At 70.4% G+C, this 21,828-nt stretch carries 18 protein-coding genes and 1 tRNA gene; 3 read left to right on the forward strand and 16 right to left on the reverse strand.

Annotation, left to right across the window (positions count from 1 at the left end; all coding sequences use genetic code 11):
• The first annotated feature begins 38 nt into the window (after positions 1-38).
• Complete coding sequence (gene acnA, locus AC06FP_RS12300) at positions 39-2,795, forward strand: aconitate hydratase AcnA (protein WP_478075694.1); 2,757 nt, start codon at positions 39-41, stop codon at positions 2,793-2,795.
• 324 nt (positions 2,796-3,119) lie between these two features.
• Here acnA and AC06FP_RS12305 read toward each other — a convergent pair whose 3' ends face one another.
• The 13 genes from AC06FP_RS12305 to serS all read right to left on the reverse strand — a co-directional run bounded on the left by AC06FP_RS12305 (position 3,120) and on the right by serS (position 16,341).
• Entirely contained in the window at positions 3,120-4,538 is a 1,419-nt protein-coding gene (locus AC06FP_RS12305) for a replicative DNA helicase (RefSeq protein WP_456116366.1), read from the reverse strand.
• 220 nt (positions 4,539-4,758) lie between these two features.
• The gene (locus AC06FP_RS12310; RefSeq protein ID WP_478075695.1) at positions 4,759-5,316 is read right to left on the reverse strand and encodes an NADPH-dependent FMN reductase; all 558 of its coding nucleotides are present in this window, start codon (positions 5,314-5,316) and stop codon (positions 4,759-4,761) included.
• Between the two features lie 66 nt (positions 5,317-5,382).
• Complete coding sequence (asnB, locus tag AC06FP_RS12315; RefSeq protein WP_478075696.1) at positions 5,383-7,326, reverse strand: asparagine synthase (glutamine-hydrolyzing); 1,944 nt, start codon at positions 7,324-7,326, stop codon at positions 5,383-5,385.
• A gap of 8 nt (positions 7,327-7,334) precedes the next feature.
• The gene (locus AC06FP_RS12320; RefSeq protein ID WP_478075697.1) at positions 7,335-9,611 is read right to left on the reverse strand and encodes a thiamine pyrophosphate-dependent enzyme; all 2,277 of its coding nucleotides are present in this window, start codon (positions 9,609-9,611) and stop codon (positions 7,335-7,337) included.
• A 40-nt stretch (positions 9,612-9,651) separates the two neighbouring features.
• Entirely contained in the window at positions 9,652-10,311 is a 660-nt protein-coding gene (locus AC06FP_RS12325; RefSeq protein ID WP_478075698.1) for a glutathione S-transferase family protein, read from the reverse strand.
• A gap of 202 nt (positions 10,312-10,513) precedes the next feature.
• Positions 10,514-11,050, reverse strand: a complete 537-nt coding sequence (locus AC06FP_RS12330; RefSeq protein WP_456116371.1) for a GNAT family N-acetyltransferase — start codon at positions 11,048-11,050, stop codon at positions 10,514-10,516.
• Positions 11,051-11,101: 51 nt separating this feature from the next.
• On the reverse strand, positions 11,102-11,956 hold the full coding sequence (locus AC06FP_RS12335) for an EcsC family protein (protein WP_478075699.1): 855 nt from the start codon (positions 11,954-11,956) through the stop codon (positions 11,102-11,104).
• A gap of 3 nt (positions 11,957-11,959) precedes the next feature.
• Entirely contained in the window at positions 11,960-12,544 is a 585-nt protein-coding gene (gene orn / locus AC06FP_RS12340) for an oligoribonuclease (RefSeq protein WP_478075700.1), read from the reverse strand.
• 97 nt (positions 12,545-12,641) lie between these two features.
• A complete protein-coding gene (gene tadA / locus AC06FP_RS12345; RefSeq protein ID WP_478075701.1) occupies positions 12,642-13,148 on the reverse strand; it encodes a tRNA adenosine(34) deaminase TadA in 507 nt (168 codons plus the stop codon).
• Positions 13,145-13,609, reverse strand: coding sequence for an acetyltransferase (locus tag AC06FP_RS12350; protein ID WP_478075702.1), 465 nt, complete (start codon positions 13,607-13,609; stop codon positions 13,145-13,147). Before AC06FP_RS12350 ends, tadA begins: the two co-directional genes overlap by 4 nt.
• Before the next feature lie 63 nt (positions 13,610-13,672).
• A tRNA-Ser gene (locus AC06FP_RS12355) sits at positions 13,673-13,762 on the reverse strand.
• Between the two features lie 69 nt (positions 13,763-13,831).
• Positions 13,832-14,824, reverse strand: a complete 993-nt coding sequence (locus AC06FP_RS12360) for a LysR family transcriptional regulator (protein ID WP_161613668.1) — start codon at positions 14,822-14,824, stop codon at positions 13,832-13,834.
• Between the two features lie 236 nt (positions 14,825-15,060).
• On the reverse strand, positions 15,061-16,341 hold the full coding sequence (gene serS / locus AC06FP_RS12365) for a serine--tRNA ligase (protein WP_478075703.1): 1,281 nt from the start codon (positions 16,339-16,341) through the stop codon (positions 15,061-15,063).
• A 127-nt stretch (positions 16,342-16,468) separates the two neighbouring features.
• On the opposite strand from serS, the gene AC06FP_RS12370 reads away from it, so the two are divergent.
• Complete coding sequence (locus AC06FP_RS12370) at positions 16,469-17,119, forward strand: energy transducer TonB (RefSeq protein ID WP_456116377.1); 651 nt, start codon at positions 16,469-16,471, stop codon at positions 17,117-17,119.
• 130 nt (positions 17,120-17,249) lie between these two features.
• Positions 17,250-17,801: an energy transducer TonB gene (locus AC06FP_RS12375; RefSeq protein WP_478075704.1), complete on the forward strand. Its 552-nt coding sequence runs from the start codon at positions 17,250-17,252 to the stop codon at positions 17,799-17,801.
• 88 nt (positions 17,802-17,889) lie between these two features.
• Here AC06FP_RS12375 and aroA read toward each other — a convergent pair whose 3' ends face one another.
• From aroA to serC, 3 genes are all read right to left on the reverse strand, one after another.
• Positions 17,890-19,197, reverse strand: coding sequence for a 3-phosphoshikimate 1-carboxyvinyltransferase (gene aroA / locus AC06FP_RS12380; RefSeq protein ID WP_478075705.1), 1,308 nt, complete (start codon positions 19,195-19,197; stop codon positions 17,890-17,892).
• A gap of 239 nt (positions 19,198-19,436) precedes the next feature.
• Positions 19,437-20,606, reverse strand: coding sequence for a prephenate dehydratase (pheA, locus tag AC06FP_RS12385; RefSeq protein WP_456116380.1), 1,170 nt, complete (start codon positions 20,604-20,606; stop codon positions 19,437-19,439).
• Between the two features lie 52 nt (positions 20,607-20,658).
• The gene (serC, locus tag AC06FP_RS12390) at positions 20,659-21,744 is read right to left on the reverse strand and encodes a phosphoserine transaminase (protein ID WP_478075706.1); all 1,086 of its coding nucleotides are present in this window, start codon (positions 21,742-21,744) and stop codon (positions 20,659-20,661) included.
• Positions 21,745-21,828 lie beyond the last annotated feature (84 nt).

Below are 21,828 nucleotides of genomic sequence, written 5' to 3' on the forward strand. Positions count from 1 at the left end.
TCCGCGCCGCCGCACGCCATCCGCAACAGGAGTCAGCCATGAGCGATTCGTTCTCCACCCGCAGCCAACTCACCGTCGGCGACCAGACCTACGCCTACTGCAGCCTGCCCAGGCTGGGCGAGCGCTTCGACATCTCGCACCTGCCCTACTCGATGAAGATCCTGCTGGAGAACCTGCTCCGGCACGAGGACGGCGGCCAGACCGTGGGCCCGGAGCACATCGAGGCGGTGGCCAAGTGGGACCCGAAGGCCGAGCCGGACACCGAGATCGCCTTCATGCCGGCGCGCGTGGTGCTGCAGGACTTCACCGGCGTGCCCTGCGTGGTGGACCTGGCGGCGATGCGCGATGCGGTCACCCGGCTGGGCGGCCGCGCCGAGCAGATCAACCCGCTGATCCCCTCCGAACTGGTGATCGACCACTCGGTGCAGGTGGACGTGTTCGGCCGCCCCGATGCGCTGGACGTCAACGGCCGCATCGAGTTCGAGCGCAACCGCGAGCGCTACAGCTTCCTGCGCTGGGGCCAGAAGGCGTTCGAGAACTTCAAGGTGGTGCCGCCGAACACCGGCATCGTGCACCAGGTGAACCTGGAGAACCTGGCCCGGGTGGTGATGGAGCGCGACGTGGACGGCACCCGCTGGGCCTTCCCGGACACCGTGTTCGGCACCGATTCGCACACCACCATGATCAACGGCATCGGCGTGCTCGGCTGGGGCGTGGGCGGCATCGAGGCCGAAGCCGCCATGCTCGGCCAGCCCTCGTCGATGCTGATTCCGCAGGTGGTCGGCTTCAAGCTCACCGGGCGCCTGCCCGAAGGCGCCACCGCCACCGACCTGGTACTGACCGTCACCCAGATGCTGCGCAGGCTGGGCGTGGTCGGCAAGTTCGTCGAGTTCTACGGCAACGGCCTGCAGCACCTGCCGCTGGCCGACCGCGCCACCATCGCCAACATGGCGCCGGAGTACGGCGCCACCTGCGGCATCTTCCCGATCGACGCCGAATCGCTGAACTACCTGCGCCTGTCCGGGCGCAGCGACGCGCAGATCGCGCTGGTCGAAGCCTATGCCAGGGCGCAGGGCCTGTGGCACGAGCCGGACAGCCCGCACGCGCAGTACAGCGCCACGCTGGAGCTGGACATGGGCACGGTGCAGCCGTCGCTGGCCGGGCCCAAGCGCCCGCAGGACCGCGTGCTGCTGCAGGACGTGCGCCAGAATTTCGCCGACGCCCTGGGCGGGCTGACCGCCAACCGCGACCGCCGCAACGGCGAGGTGGCCGATTTCATCAACGAGGGCGGCGGCGCGGCGGTCGGCAACGAGCAGCTGGCCAAGGGCCACGCCGACATCGAGATCGAAGGCCGCAGGGTGCGGTTGAAGGACGGCGCGGTGGTGATCGCCGCGATCACCTCGTGCACCAACACCTCCAACCCGGCGGTGATGATCGGCGCCGGCCTGCTGGCGCGCAACGCCGCCGCTCGTGGCCTGACCCGCCAGCCGTGGGTCAAGACCTCGCTCGGGCCGGGTTCGCGCGTGGTCACCGATTACCTGGAAAAGGCCGGCGTGCTGAAGGAGCTGGAGAAGCTGGGCTTCTACGTGGTCGGCTATGGCTGCACCACCTGCATCGGCAACTCCGGCCCGCTGCCCACCGAGGTCAGCGCCGGCATCGCCGCCGGCGACCTGGTGGTGGCGTCGGTGCTGTCTGGCAACCGCAACTTCGAAGGCCGCGTGCACCCCGAGGTCAAGACCAACTACCTGGCCTCGCCGCCGCTGGTGGTGGCCTATGCCATCGCCGGCACGGTCAACATCGACCTGACCCGCGAACCGCTGGGCAAGGACCGCGACGGCAACGACGTGTACCTGCGCGACATCTGGCCGAGCAACAAGGAGATCGGCGACGTGATCGCCGCCACCGTCGGCCCGGAGATGTTCAAGCAGAACTACGCCGACGTGTTCAAGGGCGACAGCCGCTGGGCGCGGATCGAGTCGCCGGAAGGCCAGGCCTACCTGTGGAACGCGGATTCGACCTACATCAAGAACCCGCCCTACTTCGACGGCATGACCATGGCCGTGGGCAGCATCGCCGACATCCATGGCGCGCGCGTGCTGGGCCTGTTCGGCGACTCGATCACCACCGACCACATCTCCCCGGCCGGCAACATCAAGAAGGATTCGCCCGCCGGCCGTTTCCTGCAGTCGCGCGGCGTGCAGCCGGCCGACTTCAACAGCTACGGCAGCCGTCGCGGCAACGACGACGTGATGGTGCGCGGCACCTTCGCCAACATCCGCATCAAGAACCTGATGTTCGGCGGCGAGGAAGGCGGCAACACCCTGTACTTCGGCGCGCAGCCGCCGGAGAAGATGTCCATCTACGACGCCGCCATGAAGTACAAGGCCACGGGCACGCCGCTGGTGGTGGTCGCCGGCAAGGAATACGGCACCGGCTCCTCGCGCGACTGGGCGGCCAAGGGCACCAACCTGCTGGGGGTCAAGGCAGTGATCGCCGAGAGCTTCGAGCGCATCCACCGCTCCAACCTGGTCGGCATGGGCGTGCTGCCGCTGCAGTTCCTGTCCGGCGAGAACGCACAGACGTTCGGTCTGGACGGCTCGGAGACCTTCGACATCATCGGCCTGGAGGACGGCCAGTCCAAGCGCGCCACCGTCACCGCGACCCGCGCCGATGGCAGCCGCGCCACCTTCCAGGCGCATGTGCTGCTGCTGACGCCGAAGGAGGTGGAGTACTTCCGCAACGGCGGCCTGCTGCAGTACGTACTCCGCCAGCTGGCAGCGAAGAAGGTGGCGTGATCGCCCGTTGAACCGCGGAAGACCGGCCCCGCGCAGCGCGCGGGGCGTTCGCCCGGACCGCGCGGCAGTGCCGCGCCGACGGTCCGGCCTCACCCGCAACGGCGGCCTGCTGCAGTACGTACTCCGCCAGCTGGCAGCGAAGAAGGTGGCGTGATCGCCCGTTGAACGACGGTAAGGAAAGCGGCCTGGTCGCGCTGCATGCCCCTCTCCCGCCGGGAGAGGGGTTGGGGTGAGGGCAACCCGGAGTACGGACGGCGCTTCCGTCCTCCTCCCTCCTTCAGGCGCCTTCGCCCAGAGGGAGAAGCGAGCCGCTCCGCAGATGCGTTACTCGAACGCGCCGACGCTGTCGTGGCTGAGGTTGTCGAAGCGGGTGTATTCGCCGAAGAACTTCAGCTTGCACGAGCCGGTCGGGCCGCCGCGGTGCTTGCCGATGATGATCTCGGCCAGGCCCTTGTCCGGCGAGTTTTCCTTGTTGTAGTACTCGTCGCGGTAGATGAACACGATCATGTCCGCGTCCTGCTCGATGGCGCCCGATTCGCGTAGGTCGGCCATCACCGGGCGTTTGTCGGTACGCGTTTCCAGCGAGCGGTTGAGCTGGGACAGCGCGATCACCGGCACGTTCAGTTCCTTGGCCAGGCCCTTGAGCGAACGGCTGATCTCCGAGATCTCGGTGGCTCGGTTCTCGCTGTTGCCCGGCACGCTCATCAGCTGCAGGTAATCGATCACCACCAGGCCCAGGTCGTGCTCGCGCTTGAGCCGGCGGCACTTGGAGCGCAGCACTTCCGGCGACACGCCCGGGGTGTCGTCGATGAAGATCTTGGTTTCCTTGAGCATGCGGATGGCGCTGGTGACGCGGCTCCAGTCCTCGTCCTCGAGCTGGCCGGTGCGCAGCCGCTGGGCATTGATGCGGCCGTTGGAGGAGATCAGGCGCATGGCCAGCTGCGCGGCCGACATTTCCATCGAGAACACCGCCACGCCCTTCTTCGACTTGATCGCCGCGTACTCGGCGATGTTCAGCGCAAAGGTGGTCTTGCCCATCGCCGGGCGCGCGGCCAGGATGATCAGGTCGGTGGGCTGCAGGCCGGCGGTCATCGCGTCGAAATCGTTGTAGCCGGTCGGCAGGCCGGTGATGTTGCCGCCGTTCTCGAAGCGGTTGCGCAGCTCCTCGAACGCATCCTTCAGCGCGCCGGGCATGGCCACGAAGTCGCTGCGCCCGCGCGCGCCCTGCTCGGCGATGGCGAACACCGATTTCTCCGCGGCGGCCAGCAGCTCGGTGCTGTCGCGGCCCTCGGGCTGGAAGCCGTCGTTGACGATGTCGGTGCCGACCTGGATCAGCTGCCGCAGCACCGCCTTGTCGCGCACGATCTCGGCGTAGGCGCCGATGTTGGCCGCCGACGGCGTGGTGCTGGCCAGTTCGATCAGGTAGGCGCCGTCGCCGACCTGTTCCAGCTTGCCCTGCGACTCGAACCACTCGCCCAGCGTCACCGCGTCGAACGGGCGGTCGCGCTCGGACAGCTCGCGGATGGCGCGGTAGATCAGCTGGTGGTCGCGGCGGTAGAAATCCTTCTCGGTCAGCGCCTCGTTGACCCGGTCGAAGGCCTCCGGCGCCAGCATCAGGCCGCCCAGCACCGCCTGCTCGGCCTCGACCGAATGCGGTGGCACGCGCAGGCTGTCGATGCTGCGCTGTTCGCCGCGCTCTGCGCGGTCGTTGCGGTCGGAACGGAAGCTGGGGCGGGCGGACATGGAAACCTTTGTGCAGCAGGAAAACGACCCGGCCATGGTAGGCCGATGCGGGCCGGCAATGTGGGGATAACTCCGTGGACAAGCTGTCGGCAGCCCGTGGATGTGGCCGCCAGGCCTGCTTCACAAGGGCCGCGCCGGTGCCGTCACGGAAAACCCCGGCCCGGCATCGCGCGGACGCCGGGGCCCCGATTATGGCCCGATCGGTTGCCGCCGACCGCCTTCAGCGTCGCGCGTGCGTCCCGATCCAGTCCAGGAAACGGTCGACAAAGCCCTGCAGGAAGCGCCGCGTACCGTCGTTGGTCACGCTGCCGTCGGCCTCGATCAGCCCTTCCTTGTACTGCAGGAAGGCTTCGGGCTGGGCCATCACCGACAGGTTCACGAACACCAGCACGTTGCGCAGGTGCTGCTGGGCCATCGCCGTGCCGGCCGCGCCGGGCGAGGTGCCGATCACCGCCGCCGGCTTGCCGTCGAAGGCGCTGTCGCCATAGGGGCGCGAGGCGGTGTCGATGGCGTTCTTGAGCACGCCGGGGATGGAGCGGTTGTATTCGGCGGTGACGAACAGCACCGCGTCGGCCTGGCGGATCCCGTCCTTCAGCCGCGTGCCCTGCGCCGGGAAGTCGCTGTCGCGGTCCTGGTTGTAGAGCGGGATGTCGTCGATGCGCAGGTAGTCGAAGCGCGCGCGGCCGCCGGCCAGCTTTTCCAGGGCCAGCGCCAGCCGGCGGTTGTGGGATTCCTTGCGCAGACTGCCGACGAGCACGGCGATGCGGTACGGTTCCATGGCGACCTCGCTCCGGGAAGGGTCGGGCCAGCCTAGCCGGCCGTTCCTTCGCGGCCGGTGAAGGCGTCAGCCGGCGCGGACCTGCGCGCGCTGCGCCTGCCAGTGCGCCTGCCAGGCCTGGAACATCAGCACGTTCCACAGATGGGTATGCCACTTGCGCTCGCCCTGGCCGAAGCGCCGCCACAGTGCCGTGACCGCGGCCTCCTCGAACATGCCGTCCTGGCGCAGCCGCCGCGGGTCGAGCAGGTCACCGGCCCAGTCGCGCAGGTCGCCACGCAGCCACTGAGTCACCGGCGCGCCGAAGCCGCGCTTGCCGCGGAACACCATCGCATCGGGCAGGTAGCGCCGCAGCACCTGCTTGGGCAGGTACTTGCTGGTGCCGTCGCGCAGCTTCAGGCCCAGCGGCAGCGACCAGGCGAACTCGGCCACGTTCCAGTCCAGCAGCGGCGCGCGCGCCTCCAGGCTGGCCGCCATGCTGGTACGGTCGACCTTGCACAGCAGGTCGTCGGCCAGGTAGGTGGTGAAGTCGGCCAGCATCATCGCGTCGGCCGGGCCGCCCCGCCCCTGCAGCGGGTCGGGCTCGCTGTAGAAGGTGGCCGGCTCGCGCGCGCCGCGCACCGCCGCGGCCGGGTCGCGCCAGCGCGAGATGCGGTTGCGGTAGACATCGCCGATGCCGGTCGCGCCGGTTTCGGCCAGCAGCGCGGCCAGGCCGCCGGCGCGCGCATCCTCGCCCTGCGCATGGGCATGGCGCCCCATCCAACGCCGCAGCGGCGCCGGCACGCGCTGCAGGGCGCGCCAGTTGCGCAGCGCGCGCTGGTAGCGGGTATAGCCGAAGAACAGCTCGTCGCCGCCGTCGCCGGACAGGGCCACGGTGACGCCGTGCCGCGCCAGCCGCGCGACCAGCGCGGTGGGTACCTGCGAGGCGTCGGCGAAGGGCTCGTCGAACATCGCCGGCAGCTGCGGCACCACCGCCAGCGCATCGGCGCCGCTGACGTACAGCTCGGTGTGGTCGCAGCCCAGGTGGGTGGCCACTTCCCTGGCCAGCGGCGCCTCGTCGTGGTCCGAGTCCTCGAAGCCGATGCTGAAGCTGTGCACCGGCTGCGCGCTCTGCGCCTGCATCATCGAAGCGACGAGGGCCGAATCGGTGCCGCCGGACAGGAACACGCCCACCGGCACATCGGCCACCATGCGCAGCGCCACGGCCTGGCGCAGCTGCCGGTCCAGCGCGTCGGCGGCCTCGGCCTCGCTGCCGGCGAACGGCGCGGCCAGGCAGGCGGCCATGCGTTCGCGCGCGTCCCAGTAGGCCCGCTGCGCCTGCGCGGGCCGGTGCGCGGCGGCGCCGGCCGCCACCGCCGCCGCGTCCAGGTGCAGCACGCGGCCGGGCATCAGCTTGAAGGCGCGCTCGTGGATGCAGTGCGGCGCCGGGATGTAGTCCAGCCGCAGCAGCAGGCTCAGCGCGTCGCGGTCGATGCCGTTGTCGAACCCCGGATGGCGCCACAGCGCCTTCAGCTCGGAACCGAACACCAGCGTGTCGCCGGCCCAGCCGTAGTACAGCGGCTTCTTGCCGACGCGGTCGCGGGCCAGCGACAGGCGCTGCTCGCGGCGGTCCCACAGCGCGAGGGCGAACATGCCGTTGCAGCGGCGCAGCGTCGCCTCCAGGCCCCACTGCATGATGGCCGCCAGCAGCACCTCGGTATCGGAATGGCCGCGGAAGCCGTGGCCGAGCGGCTCCAGCTCGGCGCGCAGCGCGGCGAAGTTGTAGATCTCGCCGTTGTAGGCCAGCCAGTAGCGGCCGTCATTGGAGGCCATCGGCTGGTGGCCCAGCGGCGACAGGTCGAGGATGCTCAGCCGCCGGTGCGCCAGCGCCACGCCGGCGGCGGCGTCCACCCAGACGCCGCGGTCATCCGGGCCGCGATGGGCCAGGGCATCGCCCATCGCGCCGGCCAGCGCCGCCAGTTCCGCTTCCTGCAACCGCGCCTGCGATTGCAGGATTCCCGCCAGTCCACACATACGAATCGTTATCCACGCGCCAGCCCGGCTGCGGCGCTCACCACGTCATTGTCGCCCGGAAGCACCAGCAATGCCGCACCGGCCAGCGGCGTGTAGGTGTCCGCGCCCGTCACCCGGCGCAGCGGCACGGCGCCGAGGCCGGCCTCGGCCAGCGCGGTGATCACGCCCTCGCCCACGCCGGCGCTGTGCCGGCCTTCGTCCAGCACGATGATGCGCCTGGCGCCGCGCGCCTGGTCGGCGATCCAGGCGGCGTTGAGCGGCACCAGCCAGCGCAGGTCCACCACCCGCACCTTCCAGCCCTGCGCCGCCTCGATGGCCCTGGCCGCGCGCAGCGCCATCGGCACGCCGTTGCCGTAGGTGATGATCAGAAGATCATCGTTGCCCTCGCCATAGACCCGGCCCTGGCCCAGTTCCAGCGCCTGCTCCGGCGCCGGGTACGGGAACAGCCACTGGCCGTCGCCGGCCTCGTGCAGGTCCTTGGTCATGTACAGCGCGATCGGCTCCAGGAACACGCAGACGCGTCCGTCCACCTTCGACAGCGCCGCCAGCGTGCGCAGCATCATCGCCGCGTCGTCGCCGCGCGAGGGGCAGCCGACCACCAGCCCGGGGATGTCGCGGATGGCGGCGATCGAGTTGTCGTTGTGGAAATGGCCGCCGAAGCCCTTCTGGTAGCCCAGCCCGGCGATGCGGATCAGCATCGGGTTGCGGTACTGGTCGTTGGAGAAGAACTGCAGCGAGCAGGCTTCGCCGCGCACCTGGTCGATGGCGTTGTGCAGGTAGGCCAGGTACTGGATTTCCGGCACCGGCAGCATGCCCATGTTGGCGAAGCCCTGGGCCATGCCCAGGATCATGGTCTCGTCGAGCAGGGTGTTGAACACCCGGCGCGGGCCGAAGGCCTTGTGCAGGCCCTTGGTCACCGTATAGACGCCGCCCTTCTGCGCCACGTCCTCGCCGAACAGCAGGGTGTCGGGGTATTTGCAGAACAGGTCGTGCAGGGCCTGGTTGATCTGGATGGCCAGGTGCCGCGGCGGCAGGTTCTCCGGCAGCGACGCCTCGCCGCCGAACACCTGCAGGCGGCGCTCGCCGTAATCGGCGCGGGCGGCCTCGGCGCGCACCTTGTCCGGGGTATGCGGCGCCAGCGGCGCCATCACGTCCTCCAGCGAAGTCAGGCGCGGGCGCCGGTCCGCCTCCTCGGCGGCTTCGAAGCAGCGCGCGCGGGTGCGCTCGTACAGCGCCAGCACCTCGTCCGCGCTCATCGCCCCGGATTCGACCGCGATCTGCGCCGAGCGCAGCAGCGGGTCGCCCGCCTCCACCGCGCACAGTTCCTCCAGCGCGCGCCACTCGATCTCGAAGTCGGTACCGGCGTGGCCCATGATGCGGGTGGTGCGCAGGTGCAGGAAGGTCGGCCGGCGCGTGCGGCGGCAGTGCTCGACCGCGCGCTCCACGTCGGCGTAACCGGCGGCCAGGTCCAGGCCGTCGGCGAAGAAATAGTCCAGGTCCGGGCGGTGGCGGAAGCTCTCGGCGATCCAGCCGCTGGGCGTCTTCACCGAGATGCCGATGCCATTGTCCTCGCACACGTACAGCACCGGCGCCGGCAGCTTCTGGTAGGCCGTCCACGAGGCGGCGTTGAACGCGGTCTGCGCGGTGGCATGGTTGGCCGAGGCATCGCCGAAGGAGCAGATGGCGATGCTGTCCTCGGGCACCGGCAGCGCCAGCCCGAGCCGCTTGCCGGCCTCGATCGCCATCGCCGTGCCCAGCGCCTTGGGCAGGTGCGAGGCGATGGTCGAGGTCTGCGGCAGCACCCACAACGGCTTGCTGCCCCACACCTTGTGGCGGCCGCCGCTGGCCGGGTCCTCGGCGCTGGCGGCGAAGCTCAGCGCCGAATCCATGACCGGGTCCATGCCCGGCAGCTTGCGGAAGCGCTCGGCCATGAAGCCGCCGGAGCGGTAGTGCAGGAACGCCGGGTCGGTGCGGCGGGTGGCGCGCGCCACCATCGCATTGCCCTCGTGGCCGGACGAACCGATGGTGTAGAAGACCTTGTTCTGCACGCGCAGCACGCGCGCCATCAGGTCCAGGTGGCGGCTGATCAGCTGCGATTCGAACAGTTCGCGGAAGCCCCGCACGTCCAGCCCGCTGCCCGGCAGCACCGGCGCGCCGTCCTGCGGTGCGCCGGCCGGCCCCTGCGCCAGGCTCTTCACGAATTCGATGAAATTGGTGTCGCAGATCTCGGCGCGGTTCAGGCCCTTCATGCGGGCCGGAATGGGGTTGGGTACACGGGCGAACATCAGGCGGGACTCCACGGTGCAGGCAGGTTGGAAGGACGGATCAGGGCGACGCGGCGAAGTGGCGCAGCACCTCCGGCGGCGGATCGGGCATGGCCACGAAGCCGGGCCGGGCGCGGACCGCCTGCAGCCAGCGGCCGATGGCCGGATAGGAATCCAGGGCGATGCCGCCGTCGGCGGCCACCGCGGTATAGGCGAACAGGGCGATGTCGGCGATGCCGTAGTCCGGTCCGGTGAACCAGGCGTGCGCGGACAGGTGCCGTTCCATCAGCGCCAGCGCCGCGTGGCCGCGCTCGCGCAGCCGCGGCAGTTCCTGCCGGCGCGGCGAATCCGGCGGCGTCCAGCCGCTGATGAAACGCGCCACCGCGATGTACGGCTCATGGCTGTACTGCTCGAAGAACATCCACGACAGCGCCTGCGCGCGCTGCCAGCCATCGGCCGGCAGGAACGGCGTGCCTTCGGCCAGCCAGAACAGGATCGCGTTGGATTCGACCAGCACGCGCCCGTCGTCGCGTTCGACCAGCGGCACCCTGCCGGCCGGATTGAGCGCCAGGAAGGCCGGCGTGCGGGTCTGCCCGCCGGCGCTGTCCACCTCGACCCAGCGGTAGCGCGCGCCCATTTGCTCCAGCAACAGACGGACCTTGTGGCAGTTACCCGAAGTGGACATGCCATACACCGTCAACGCAGCACCTGGATTGCTCAACGACACGATTCCCCACACCGCCGACTGGCAGGCGATCCCGCCATCTGACCGGAACCGGGGCCGTCTGGTAAAGCTGCGACCGCAGCAAAATCTACGGCGCGGGGCCGCGCGCATCGGCACGACGCCGCCACGCAGCGGGCAACGCCCGGCGGGCATGGACCGCACGCCCGCGCCCGCCGATGGATGCGGTTGAAACGATGCCTCAGCGGCGCGCCTGCCAGGCCTGCCGCGTCTGCCCCCACACCTCGACGTCGACCTCGTGCGGCGGCGGCAGGCGCGTGGCGCGCAGCACCTGCGAGCCCAGCTTGCGCGCCACCGCCTGCGAGTTGTGGTTGTCCGGCGCGATGGTGTGGATCACCTCGTCCCAGCCCAGCGCGTCGAACGCCCAGTCGATGGCCGCGCGCGCGGCCTCGGGCGCATAACCGCGCCCCCAGCAGGCCGGCACGATGCTCCAGCCCACCTCCGGCCCCGGCCAGCCATGAGGCTGCCACGGCCCCACCCGGCCCACCCAGCGCCCGCTGTCCTTCTCGATCACCGAGAACATCGAATAGCCCTGCAGCTGCCAGCTGCCGGTGATCGTGGCCAGGCTGCGCCACGCCACCGACGGCGCCTGCACGCCGCCCAGGTGCTCCATCGCCACCGGGTCGGCGCAGAACGCGGCGAACGCGTCGAAATCCTCCACCGACGGCGGCCGCAGCAGCAGCCGCCCGGTTTCCACGCGCAGGTCGAAAATGCTCATCGCGGGCTCTCCATGGTTTCCGGCCCGCCACGCTACCACCCTGCGCGGGGCTCAGGCCGTCATGCGTCCGCTGATCGCGCCATAGGCCAGGCGCACGGCCTCGAAACCGTGCTTGCGTTCCAGGCGGCGCACGATGAAATGCCCGCGCGCCATGTCCTGGTAGTAGCCGGTGAACATCGTGTTCAAGGTGGCGCCGGCCACCGCGCCGATCACCGGCACCGCCTGCGCGGCGAATTTCTCCGAGACCACCACGCCGAAGCGGGCGGCGACCTTCTCCACGATCCGCGCCAGCCACTTGCCGGCCTCCTTCGGCCCCAGCCCCAGCAGCAGGCCATGGCTGCCGCTGAGCGTGGTGCCGGCCAGCTCCGCCGACAGGTGCCGCATCAGCTCGGTGGTGAAGCCGCGCGCCAGGTAATAGCCGGTTTCGCTGGCGTCGTCGCCGTCGGAATTTCCGCCCAGCGCGAACACTTCCAGGCAGGCCTGGCGGGTGGCGAAGTCGTCCAGGTCGAAGCCTTCGCTGCGGGCGATGTCGGCCACCGCGCGCATGATGATGGTGGTGGACAGCGGCAGCTCGACCACCAGCGCCGGCAGGCCGCCTGCGCCGCCCAGCGCGCCGGAAGCGGCGGCGGCCAGCTTGTGCAGGCGTGGCGAGGCCGGCTTGCCGGGCTGCGTCCGGTCCATGCTCCACAGCGCGGCCTGCGCGGCCTTGTGCAGCGCGGCCTCGGCCGCGCCCTGGAGGCGCCGGGATACGCCCGCGGGCAGCCGGCGCACCGCGAACTCCAGCGGCGAGCCGACCAGGTTGGCCATGCGCGCGCTGAGCGTCGGCGCTTCCAGCAGCGCCACCGCGCGCCGCAGGTCGGCCATGTCCTGCGCGCTGTCGGCCAGCGTCGGCACCAGCCCGCCCATGGCTCAGGCCGGCTCGGCCACGCCCGGCAACCCGGCCAGCGCGCCCATGTACTGGCGGTAGTGGCGCAGTTCGGCGATCGAATCGTGCACGTCGCTCAGCGCGGTGTGGCTGGAGTTCTTGCCCACGCCGGCGGCGATGGCCGGCGCCCAGCGCCGGGCCAGTTCCTTGACCGTGGACACGTCCAGGTTGCGGTAATGGAAATAGCGCTCCAGGCGCGGCATCTGCCGGTGCAGGAAACGACGGTCCTGGCAGATGGAGTTGCCGCACATCGGCGAGGCGCCGGCCTTGATCCAGTCCTGCAGGAAGGCGATGGTCCGCGCCTCGGCCTGGCCCAGGGTGACGTCGCTGTCGAGCACGCGCTGCCACAGCCCCGAACGGCGGTGCTGGTTGCGGTTCCATTCGTCCATCGCCTCCAGCGTCGCCAGCGGATGGGCGATGGCGAACTCGGGGCCTTCGGCCAGCACGTTGAGCTGGGCATCGGTGACCACGGTGGCGATCTCGATGATCGAATCGTTGTCCGTGTCCAGCCCGGTCATTTCCAGATCGATCCAGATCAACCGGTCGTTGCCTGTGCTGTTGTCCGTCATGTAGCGCCTCGTGCAGGGCCGGCGGCAGCGGCGCCGGCGGGATATCGGGCGGCCATGATACGCCGCGGCTCCGTCGCGCCGCGTGCATGCCCTGGCGTCAGCCGCCGTCCTCGGGCAGCAGCGGCCGGCCGCGCTTGGCGCGGAAATAGTTGGTCAGGCGCAGCCCCGCCTCGCGCGCCAGCACGCCGCCGGCGACGTCGACGCGGTGGTTGTGGCGCGCATCGCCCAGCAGGTCGAACACGCTGCCGCAGGCGCCGGTCTTGGGGTCGGTGGCGGCGTACACCACGCGCGCCACCCGCGCGTGCACCAGCGCCATCGCGCACATCGCGCAGGGCTCCAGCGTCACGTACAGGGTGCAGCCGACCAGGCGGTGGTTGCCGAGCCGGGCGCCGGCCTCGCGCATGGCCACGATCTCGGCATGCGCGCTGGGGTCGTGGCGGGCGATGTTGAGGTTCCAGCCCTCGCCCAGCAGCTGCCCGTCGGCGCCGACCAGCACCGCGCCCACCGGGATCTCGTCGAACTCGCGCTGCGCGCGTTCGGCCAGCGCCAGCGCGTGGCGCATCCAGCGCACGTCGGTTTCCGGCTCGTGCGCGGCGGCGTTCATCGTGCACCTTCCGGTGCGGGCGCCATGCCGGCATGACGCAGGTGCACCAGCGGGTAAGGCCGCCCCTGGCCGTCCAGCGGCGAACGCCCGGTCTCGACGAAGCCCATGCGCGTGTAGAACGCCATCGCCTGCGGATTCTGCGCGTTGACGTCGGTGCCCAGGCGCGGACTTTGGCGCAGCGCCTGCTCCACCAGCCGGCGGCCCAGCCCGCGGCCATGGTGGGCCGGATCGACGAACAGCGCTTCGAGGTGGCCGTCCACGACCAGCATGAAGGCCAGCGGCACGTCGTCCGCATCCACCGCCAGCAGCAGTGGCGCATGGGGCAGGAAAGCGCGGACCTCGGCCTCGATGGCCTGGCGGTCGGCGTCGGCCAGGAAATGATGGGTGGCATCGACGGCGCGGCACCAGATGTCGATGACGCGGGCGCCGTCGTGCGGGCGCGATGGACGCAGTGTCGGCATGGTTCGCAGTCCGGAAGGGTCCCGGGAACGCGCCCGGCGCTGCAGGCGTCCGGACCGTGGAGATGGCGGGCAGAGTGGGATTCGAACCCACGGAAGGTTTGACCCTTCGCCGGTTTTCAAGACCGGTGCCTTAAACCGCTCGGCCATCTGCCCGTGACTGTCGCGCCGATGCCTGCGCACCGGCCGGGGGCGCGCATTCTCGCACGCCGCCATCGTTTCTGCTCAACCGGCCTCGATCGCCAGCGCGCCCATGGTGGAGGCGCGGATCTTCTCCTTGGCGCGCTCGCAGGCGCCGCCGCAGTCCAGGCGCGAAGCCTCCAACTGCGGCGGAAGGTGCTCGGCCAGGAAGTCGATGAACACCCGCACCGCCGGCAACAGCCCGCGGCGCGAGGCGAACACCGCATGGCAGATGCCCTGCGGCAGCGACCAGTCCGGCAGCACCACTTCCAGCTCGCCGTTGCGCACCGCTTCGGCGCAGACCGTTTCCGGCAGCATGGTGATGCCGAACCCATCCTTGACCATGCTCTGCAGCAGCGGGAAATCGAAGCCGGCCACGCGCGGCTGCAGGTCCACGCGGCTGACCACGCCGCCGGGGCCGTGCAGTTCCCAGCGCTGCCGCGCCTCGTCCTCGCTGATGCTCAGGGTGACGTGCTGGGCCAGGTCGTCCGGCGTCTTGGGCCGGCCGGCGCGGTCCAGGTATTTCGGGCTGGCGACCAGCAGTTCCTGCACCTGGCCGAAGCTGCGCATCACCAGGCTGCCGTCGTCGTCCAGGCGCGAGCGCACCCGCAGCGCCACGTCGTAGCCTTCGTTGATGATGTCCACGCGGCGGTTGCTGATGTTCAGCTGCAGCCGCACCTTCGGGTACTGCTCCAGGAATTTCGGCAGCAGCTTGGGCAGCTGCATCTGCGCCAGCGACACCGGCACGCTGGCGCGCACCAGCCCGCGCGGCTCGGCGCTGAGGCGGTCCACCACCTCGCGCGCGGCCTGCGCCTCGGCCAGCATGGTCTGCGCATGGCGGTGCACGCTCATGCCAACGTCGGTCACCGCGAAGCGCCGGGTCGAGCGCTGCAGCAGGCGCACGCCCAGATCGGTTTCCAGCTGGCTGATGCGCCGGCTCAGGCGCGACTTGGGAATGCCCAGCGCACGCTCGGCGGCGGCGAAGCCGCCATGGTCCACCACCATCGCGAAGTAGTAGAGGTCGTTGAGGTCCTGCATGGATTGATCCCACAACTGGAACGAATCGTGGAATTCAACCACCTTTGTCCTGATTTTACAAATCAGGCCCCAAACAGTCTTGTATCCATCCCTGTGTTCGTAGGAGCGACTTCAGTCGCGATGGGGCTTTACCGGGACAGCCCCATCGCGACTGAAGTCGCTCCTACCGGGCGAGCCGTACAGCAAAAGGCCCGCATCGCTGCGGGCCTTCGCATGAACGACAGCGGCAATCCGCCTCAGCCAATCCGCTCCAGACCACCCATGTACGGGCGCAGCACGTCCGGCACGGTGATCGAGCCGTCGGCGTTCTGATAGTTCTCCATCACCGCGATCATCGCCCGGCCCACCGCCACGCCCGAGCCATTGAGCGTGTGCACCAGTTCCGGCTTGCCGGTGGCGGGGTTGCGCCAGCGCGCCTGCATGCGCCGGGCCTGGAAATCGCCGCAGTTGGAGCACGAGGAAATCTCGCGGTAGGTCTGCTGCGAGGGCAGCCACACTTCCAGGTCGTAGGTCTTGACCGCCGCAAAGCCCATGTCGCCGGTGCACAGCAGCATGCGCCGGTACGGCAGGCCCAGCTTCTGCAGCACGGTCTCGGCGCAGGCGGTCATGCGCTGGTGCTCGGCCTCGCTTTCCTCCGGCCGGCACACCGACACCAGCTCCACCTTCTCGAACTGGTGCTGGCGGATCATGCCGCGCACGTCGCGGCCGCCGCTGCCGGCCTCGGAGCGGAAGCACATCGAATGGGCGGTCATGCGCAGCGGCAGGCGCTCGGCCTCGACGATCTCGTCGCGGACGATATTCGTCAGCGGCACTTCCGAGGTCGGAATCAGGTAGCGCGTGGCCTCGCCCAGCGCCGTCCTGAACAGGTCTTCCTCGAACTTGGGCAACTGGCCGGTGCCGCGCAGCGAGTCGGCGTTGACCAGCACCGGCACGTTGGTTTCCTCATAGCCATGCGCGTTGACGTGCAGGTCCAGCATGAACTGGCCCAGCGCGCGGTGCAGGCGGGCGATGGGCCCGCGCAGCACGGTGAAGCGCGCGCCGGACAGCTTGGCCGCGGTCTCCCCGTCCAGCCAGCCGTTGCGGGCGCCGAGTTCGACGTGGTCGAGCACCGCGAAGTCGAAGCTGCGCGGCGTGCCCCAGCGCGACTGCTCGACGTTGTCGCTTTCGTCCGTGCCCCGCGGCACGTCGTCGGCCGGCAGGTTGGGAATGCCGGCCGACAGCGCCTCGATCTGCGCGCGCAGTTCGTCCAGCTGGATTTCCGATGCCTTCAGTTCGTCGGCGAAGCCGGCCACCTCGGCCATGATCGCCGACACGTCCTCGCCCCGGGCCTTGGCCTGGCCGATCGCCTTGGAACGGCTGTTGCGCAGGCTCTGCAGTTCCTGCGTGCGCACCTGGATGCGCTTGCGGTCGGCCTCCAGGGACTCGATCGCGGCCACGTCGAGTTCGTAGCCGCGCGTGTCGCGCAGGCGTTGCGCCAGTTCGGCGGGCTGCTGTCGGAGAAGGGCGGGATCGAGCATGGGCGGCACTGTAAACGGATACGGAACGCGATTATCGCCCGAACCGCGCCGCTCTGCCGCGCGCCGCCATCGTCCTGTGCCAGAATCCGGACGTTCCTCCCGGTCAAGCTTCCCACCCGCGCCGCCCATGCCCGCCTCCCGCTCCGACCAGAACATCACCTTCCAGTTGCCGCGCAACGCCCTGAAGATCGCCGGCATCGCCTTCTGCGTGGGCCTGCTGCTGTTCGTGGTGGTGTGGTTGAACGCACGCCGGCACAACGATTTCTACCGGGCCGATCCGGCGCAGCCGCAGGTCCAGGCCGACGAGGCCATGCCCCTGCCCGAACCGCTGCCGGCCGGCAGCGGCGCCAGCGACATGCCCGACGCGCGCCCGGAAGCCGCGCCCGAAGAAGCGCCGCAGGTGGTGGAGACCGCGCCCCCGCCGCCGCAGCCCCTGCCCGAAGCACCCACCACCGCCGCGCCGGCCAATCCCGCACCACCACCGGTCGCCTCCGCACCGAGCGACCGCCCGGTGCCGCTGCCGGGGCAGAGCCCGCCGCCGGCCTACCCGCCGGCCGCGCTGCGGCGTGGCGAGAGCGGCACCGTGGTGGTGCGCGTGGAGGTCGATGCCGGCGGCCTGCCGCTGGACGCGAAGATCATCCAGCGCAGCGGTTCGCGCGATCTCGACCGCGCGGCGCTGGACGCCGTGCGCGGCTGGCGCTTCCAGCCGGCGCAGAGCAACGGCCAGCCCATGGCCGGCAGCCTGGAAATTCCCTTCGATTTCCAGCCGGCCCGGTAATCTGAACGCCGCCTGCGCCGCACGCTGAACTGCGGCGCACCCGCGGGCGGCGCATTAACGTCGCGCTGACACCCGCGCCCCGCGCACCGGCCAGACTCCAGGCGTCACTGGACGCATAAGGAGCCTGACGATGAGTGCCACCCATGCCCATGAACTGCACCCCGCGCCGGACGGACAGCCGCGCCACGCCGCCTCACCGTGGCTGTGGGCCGCGCTGGCGCTGGCGATCCTGATCGGCGTACTGGCGCTGGTGCTGCGCCAGAACGAACCGGCGCCCGCCGTTCCGGTGGGCAATGACACCACGCCGGTCGTCGTGTCCCCGACCGCGGAAGCGCCGGCCGTCACGCGCACGCCGGCGGCCACTGCACAGAAGCCGAACCGGCAGGCGCCGCTGGTGCGCGACCGCCAGGCGCGCCCGCTGGCTGGCAACGCCGCGCCGGCCTACCCGCCGGCCGCGCTGCGCGCCGGCGTCGAGGGCAGCGTCGTGGCCAGCCTGCAGATCGATACGCAGGGCAAGGTCAGCGATGCCAGCATCGTGTCGCGCAGCGGCGAACGCAGCCGCGACCTGGACCGCGCGGTACTGGACGCGGTGCGCGGCTGGAAGTTCGAGCCGGCCATCCACAACGGCCGCGCGGTCGCCAGCGTGGTCCGCGTGCCGGTGGATTTCCACGCCGACCGCTGACCGCCAACACAGGACGAAAACAGGAGCTGCAACACGAACGGGCCGGAAGCGGCATGCTTCCGGCCCGTTCGTGCATCGCGGCCTGCGGTCAGGCGACCGTCAGCGCGAAGCCGGCGTCGCGCGCCAGCCGGTCGAAACCGGGGAAGGAGGTGGCCACGTTGGCGACATCGTTGATGCGCACCTGGCCCTGGCTCAGCTGGCCAGCGATGGAGAACGCCATGGCGATGCGGTGGTCGCCATGGCTCTCGATGGTGCCGCTGCCCAGCGCGCCCGGGTGGATGGTGGCGCCGTCGTCGGTCTCGTCGATGCGCAGGCCCAGCGTGCGCAGGCCGGTGGCCATCGCCGCCAGGCGGTCGGATTCCTTCACCCGCAGTTCGGCCGCGCCGCGCACCACGGTCGGGCCCTCGGCGGCGGCGGCGGCGATGAACAGCGCGGGGAACTCGTCGATCATGTCCGGCACCACTTCCACCGGGATTTCCGCGCCCCTGAGCGGCGCATGGCGCACGACCAGGTCGGCCACCGGCTCGCCACCGTGTTCGGCGTGGTTCTCTTCGGCGATGTCCGCGCCCATCAGCCGCAGCGCGGCCAGCAGGCCGGTGCGGCGCGGGTTCAGGCCCACCGAACGAAGGCGCACGTGCGAACCGGGAATGACGCTGGCGGCGACGATGAAGAACGCGGCCGAGGAAAAATCCGCCGGCACCGCGATGTCGGTGGCGCGCAGCCGCTGGCCGCCGCGCAGCCGCGCCCGCCCCGGCGCGAAATCGATCTCCACGCCGAAGGCGCGCAGCATGCGCTCGGTGTAGTCGCGGGTCGGGTGCGGCTCGACCACCGAGGTCTCGCCCTGCGCGTACAGGCCGGCCAGCAGCACCGCCGACTTCACCTGCGCGCTGGCCACCGGCAGTTCGTAGTCGATGCCGCGCAACGGCTGGCCGCCGTGGATGCGCAGCGGCGGCGTGCCGTCGTCCTGGGTGTCGATGCGCGCGCCCATGCGCGCCAGCGGGCCGGTCACGCGGCGCATCGGCCGCCTGGACAGCGACGCGTCGCCCACCAGCACGCTGTCGAACGGCTGCGCCGCCAGCAGGCCGGCGAGCAGGCGCATGCCGGTGCCGGCATTGCCGCAGTCCAGCTCGCCGTCCGGCGCCTTCAGGCCATCGACGCCGACGCCATGCACGATGCGCTGCGACGGCGACGGGGTGTCGAAGCGCACGCCCATGCGCGCGAAGATCGCCGCGGTGGCGCGGGTGTCCTCGCCCTCGAGGAAACCGTCGATGCGCGACACGCCGTCGGCCAGCGCGGCGAACATCACCGCGCGGTGCGAAACCGACTTGTCGCCGGGAATGTCGAGCGTGCCCTGCAGGGGCTGGCCTTTGCTTGCGATCCAGTGGGGCTGGGTCATTCGGAATCTCTCTGGTTGTCCATTGTTCCTTCTCCCTCCCGGCTGGGAGACAGTGCGGCAGGATGGCCGCACTGCACGGCGAAGCCGCCCGGAGGGTGCGGCACAGGGATGTGCCGCATGCAGGTGCCCGAAGGGCGGATGAGGGTACGGGCGAAGCCGCAAGGATCGAGGGCCGCGAGGCAGGCTGCGCCCCCTGCCCTCACCCCAACCCCTCTCCCGGAGGGAGAGGGGCTTTCGGCTTACGGCACGGCGACCGGGTACGAGCCCAGCACCTTGATCTGCGCCGAATGCGCCTTGAGCTCGGCCAGCGCGGCCTGCATCGAGGCGTCCTCGATGTGGCCGGCCAGGTCGATGAAGAAGCCGTACTCCCACTTGGCCTGGTGCGAGGGCCGCGACTCGATGCGGTTCATGCTGATGCCGTGGCGCGCGAACGGGCTGAGCACGTCGAACAGGGCGCCGGGCTTGTCGTGGATGAACACCAGCACCGAGGTGCGGTCGTGGCCCGAGGAGGGGAAGAACTGGCGGCCGATCACCAGGAAACGCGTGGTGTTGTCCGCGTCGTTCTGGATCGGCTTGGTCACCACCTTCTTCAGGCCGTACACGTGGCCGGCGCTCTCGCCGCCGATGGCCGCCGCGTCGTCGGCGTTGCGCGCGCGGCGCGCGCCCTCGGCGTTGCTCGACACCGGGATCTTCTCGGCCCTGGGCAGGTTGGCGCGCAGCCAGGCCGAGGTCTGCATGAACGACTGCGGGTGCGCGTAGACGCGCTCGATGTCCTCCAACCGGCCGCTGCGCGACATCAGGAACTGCTGCACGCGCAGTTCCACCTCGCCGCAGATCTTGAGGTTGGAGGTCAGGAACATGTCCAGGGTGATCTGGATCGTGCCCTGCCCCGAGTTCTCCACCGGCACCACGCCGAAATCGGCGTTGCCGGCCTCTACTTCCTGGAACACTTCCTCGATGCTGGCCAGCGGCAGGCCCAGCGCCGAACGGCCGAAATGCTTGAGCACGGCCTGCTGGCTGAAGGTGCCTTCCGGGCCGAGGTAGCCGATCTTCAGCGGCTCCTGCTGCGCCAGGCAGGCGGACATGATCTCGCGGAACACGTGCACCAGCACTTCGTCCGAGAGCGGGCCTTCGTTGCGGTCGACCACCATGCGCAGCACCTGCGCCTCGCGCTCGGGCCGGTAGTAGTCGACGGCGGCGGCGAGCTTGCCCTTGGCCTTGCCGACCTGGTGGGCGAACTGCGCGCGCTCGGCGATCAGCGACTGGATGCTGCGGTCGATCTGGTCGATCTTGGCGCGCACGTCGGCCAGCACCGGCTTGGCCACGGTGATGGGCGTTTCCTTGGCGGCCGCCTTCTTTGCGGATGCCGGCTTCGCCTTGGCGGCGCTCTTGGGTGGCTTGGATGCCATGGTTCGGGTCTACCTGTTGCGGGCCGGCGCGGTGCGCCGGCGGGTGTACGGATCAGCCGTTGCGCTGCTGGAAGTCATGCATGAAGGCGGCCAGCGCCTGCGCGCCTTCCAGCGGCATGGCGTTGTACAGCGAGGCGCGGATGCCGCCGACCGCCTTGTGGCCCTTGAGCGCCAGCAGGCCGGCGGCTTTGGCTTCCGCAACGAAGCGTGCGTCCAGCTCGGCGCTGGGCAGGAAGAACGGAATGTTCATGCGCGACCGCGCTGCCGGCGCCACCTCGTTGCGGTAGAAGCCGCCGGAGCCGTCGATGGCCGCGTAGACCAGCGCCGCCTTGGCCGCGTTGCGGCGGGCGAACTCGGCCGTGCCGCCCTGCGCCAGCATCCACTTCACGGTCAGCCCGAGCAGGTACCAGTTCCAGGTCGGCGGGGTGTTGAGCATGGAGTCGCGCGCCGCGTGCGAGCGGTAATCGAAGATGTCCGCGCGCGGCTGCCCGGCGCGTTCCAGCAGGTCGCGGCGGATGATGACCACGGCGATGCCGACCGGGCCGAGGTTCTTCTGCGCCCCGGCATAGATCACCCCATAGCGCGAGACGTCGATCGGCTCGGAGGCGATCGACGAACTGAAGTCGGCCACCAGCGGCACCGCGCCCACGTCCGGCGCGTCGCGGAATTCGACGCCGTGGATGGTCTCGTTGGCGGTGATGTGCACATAGGCCGCATCGTCGGACAGCCGCCACTGCGCGCGCGCGGGAATGTCGCGGAAACCGCCGGCCTCGCCGTCGGCGGCGAGGTTCACGTCCACGTAGGGCCGCGCCTGCCTGACCGCGGTCTTGCCCCAGTGGCCGCTGACCACGTAGTCCGCGCGCTGCCCCGGCGCGGCCAGGTTCAGCGGCAGCAGCCCCTGCTGCGTGGTCGCACCGCCCCCCAGGAACAGCACGGCATAGTCGTCGGGAATGCCGACCAGGGTACGCAGGTCGGCTTCGGCCTGCGCCGCCACGGCCATGAACTCGGCACTGCGGTGGCTGATCTCGACGATGGACGCGCCCACACCGTTCCATTCCAACATCTCCGCCTGCGCCTGGCGCAGGACCGGTTCCGGCAGGGCCGCGGGGCCGGCACTGAAATTGAACGCGCGCGTCATGTCACACCTGTCCGAGGGGAAGCCCAAGTATGCCGCAGCGCAACAGGCTTTGGGGGCACGGGAAAAGTTGCATCTGCAGCCAAT

The organism is Stenotrophomonas sp. Steno-Z2 (assembly GCF_056393235.1).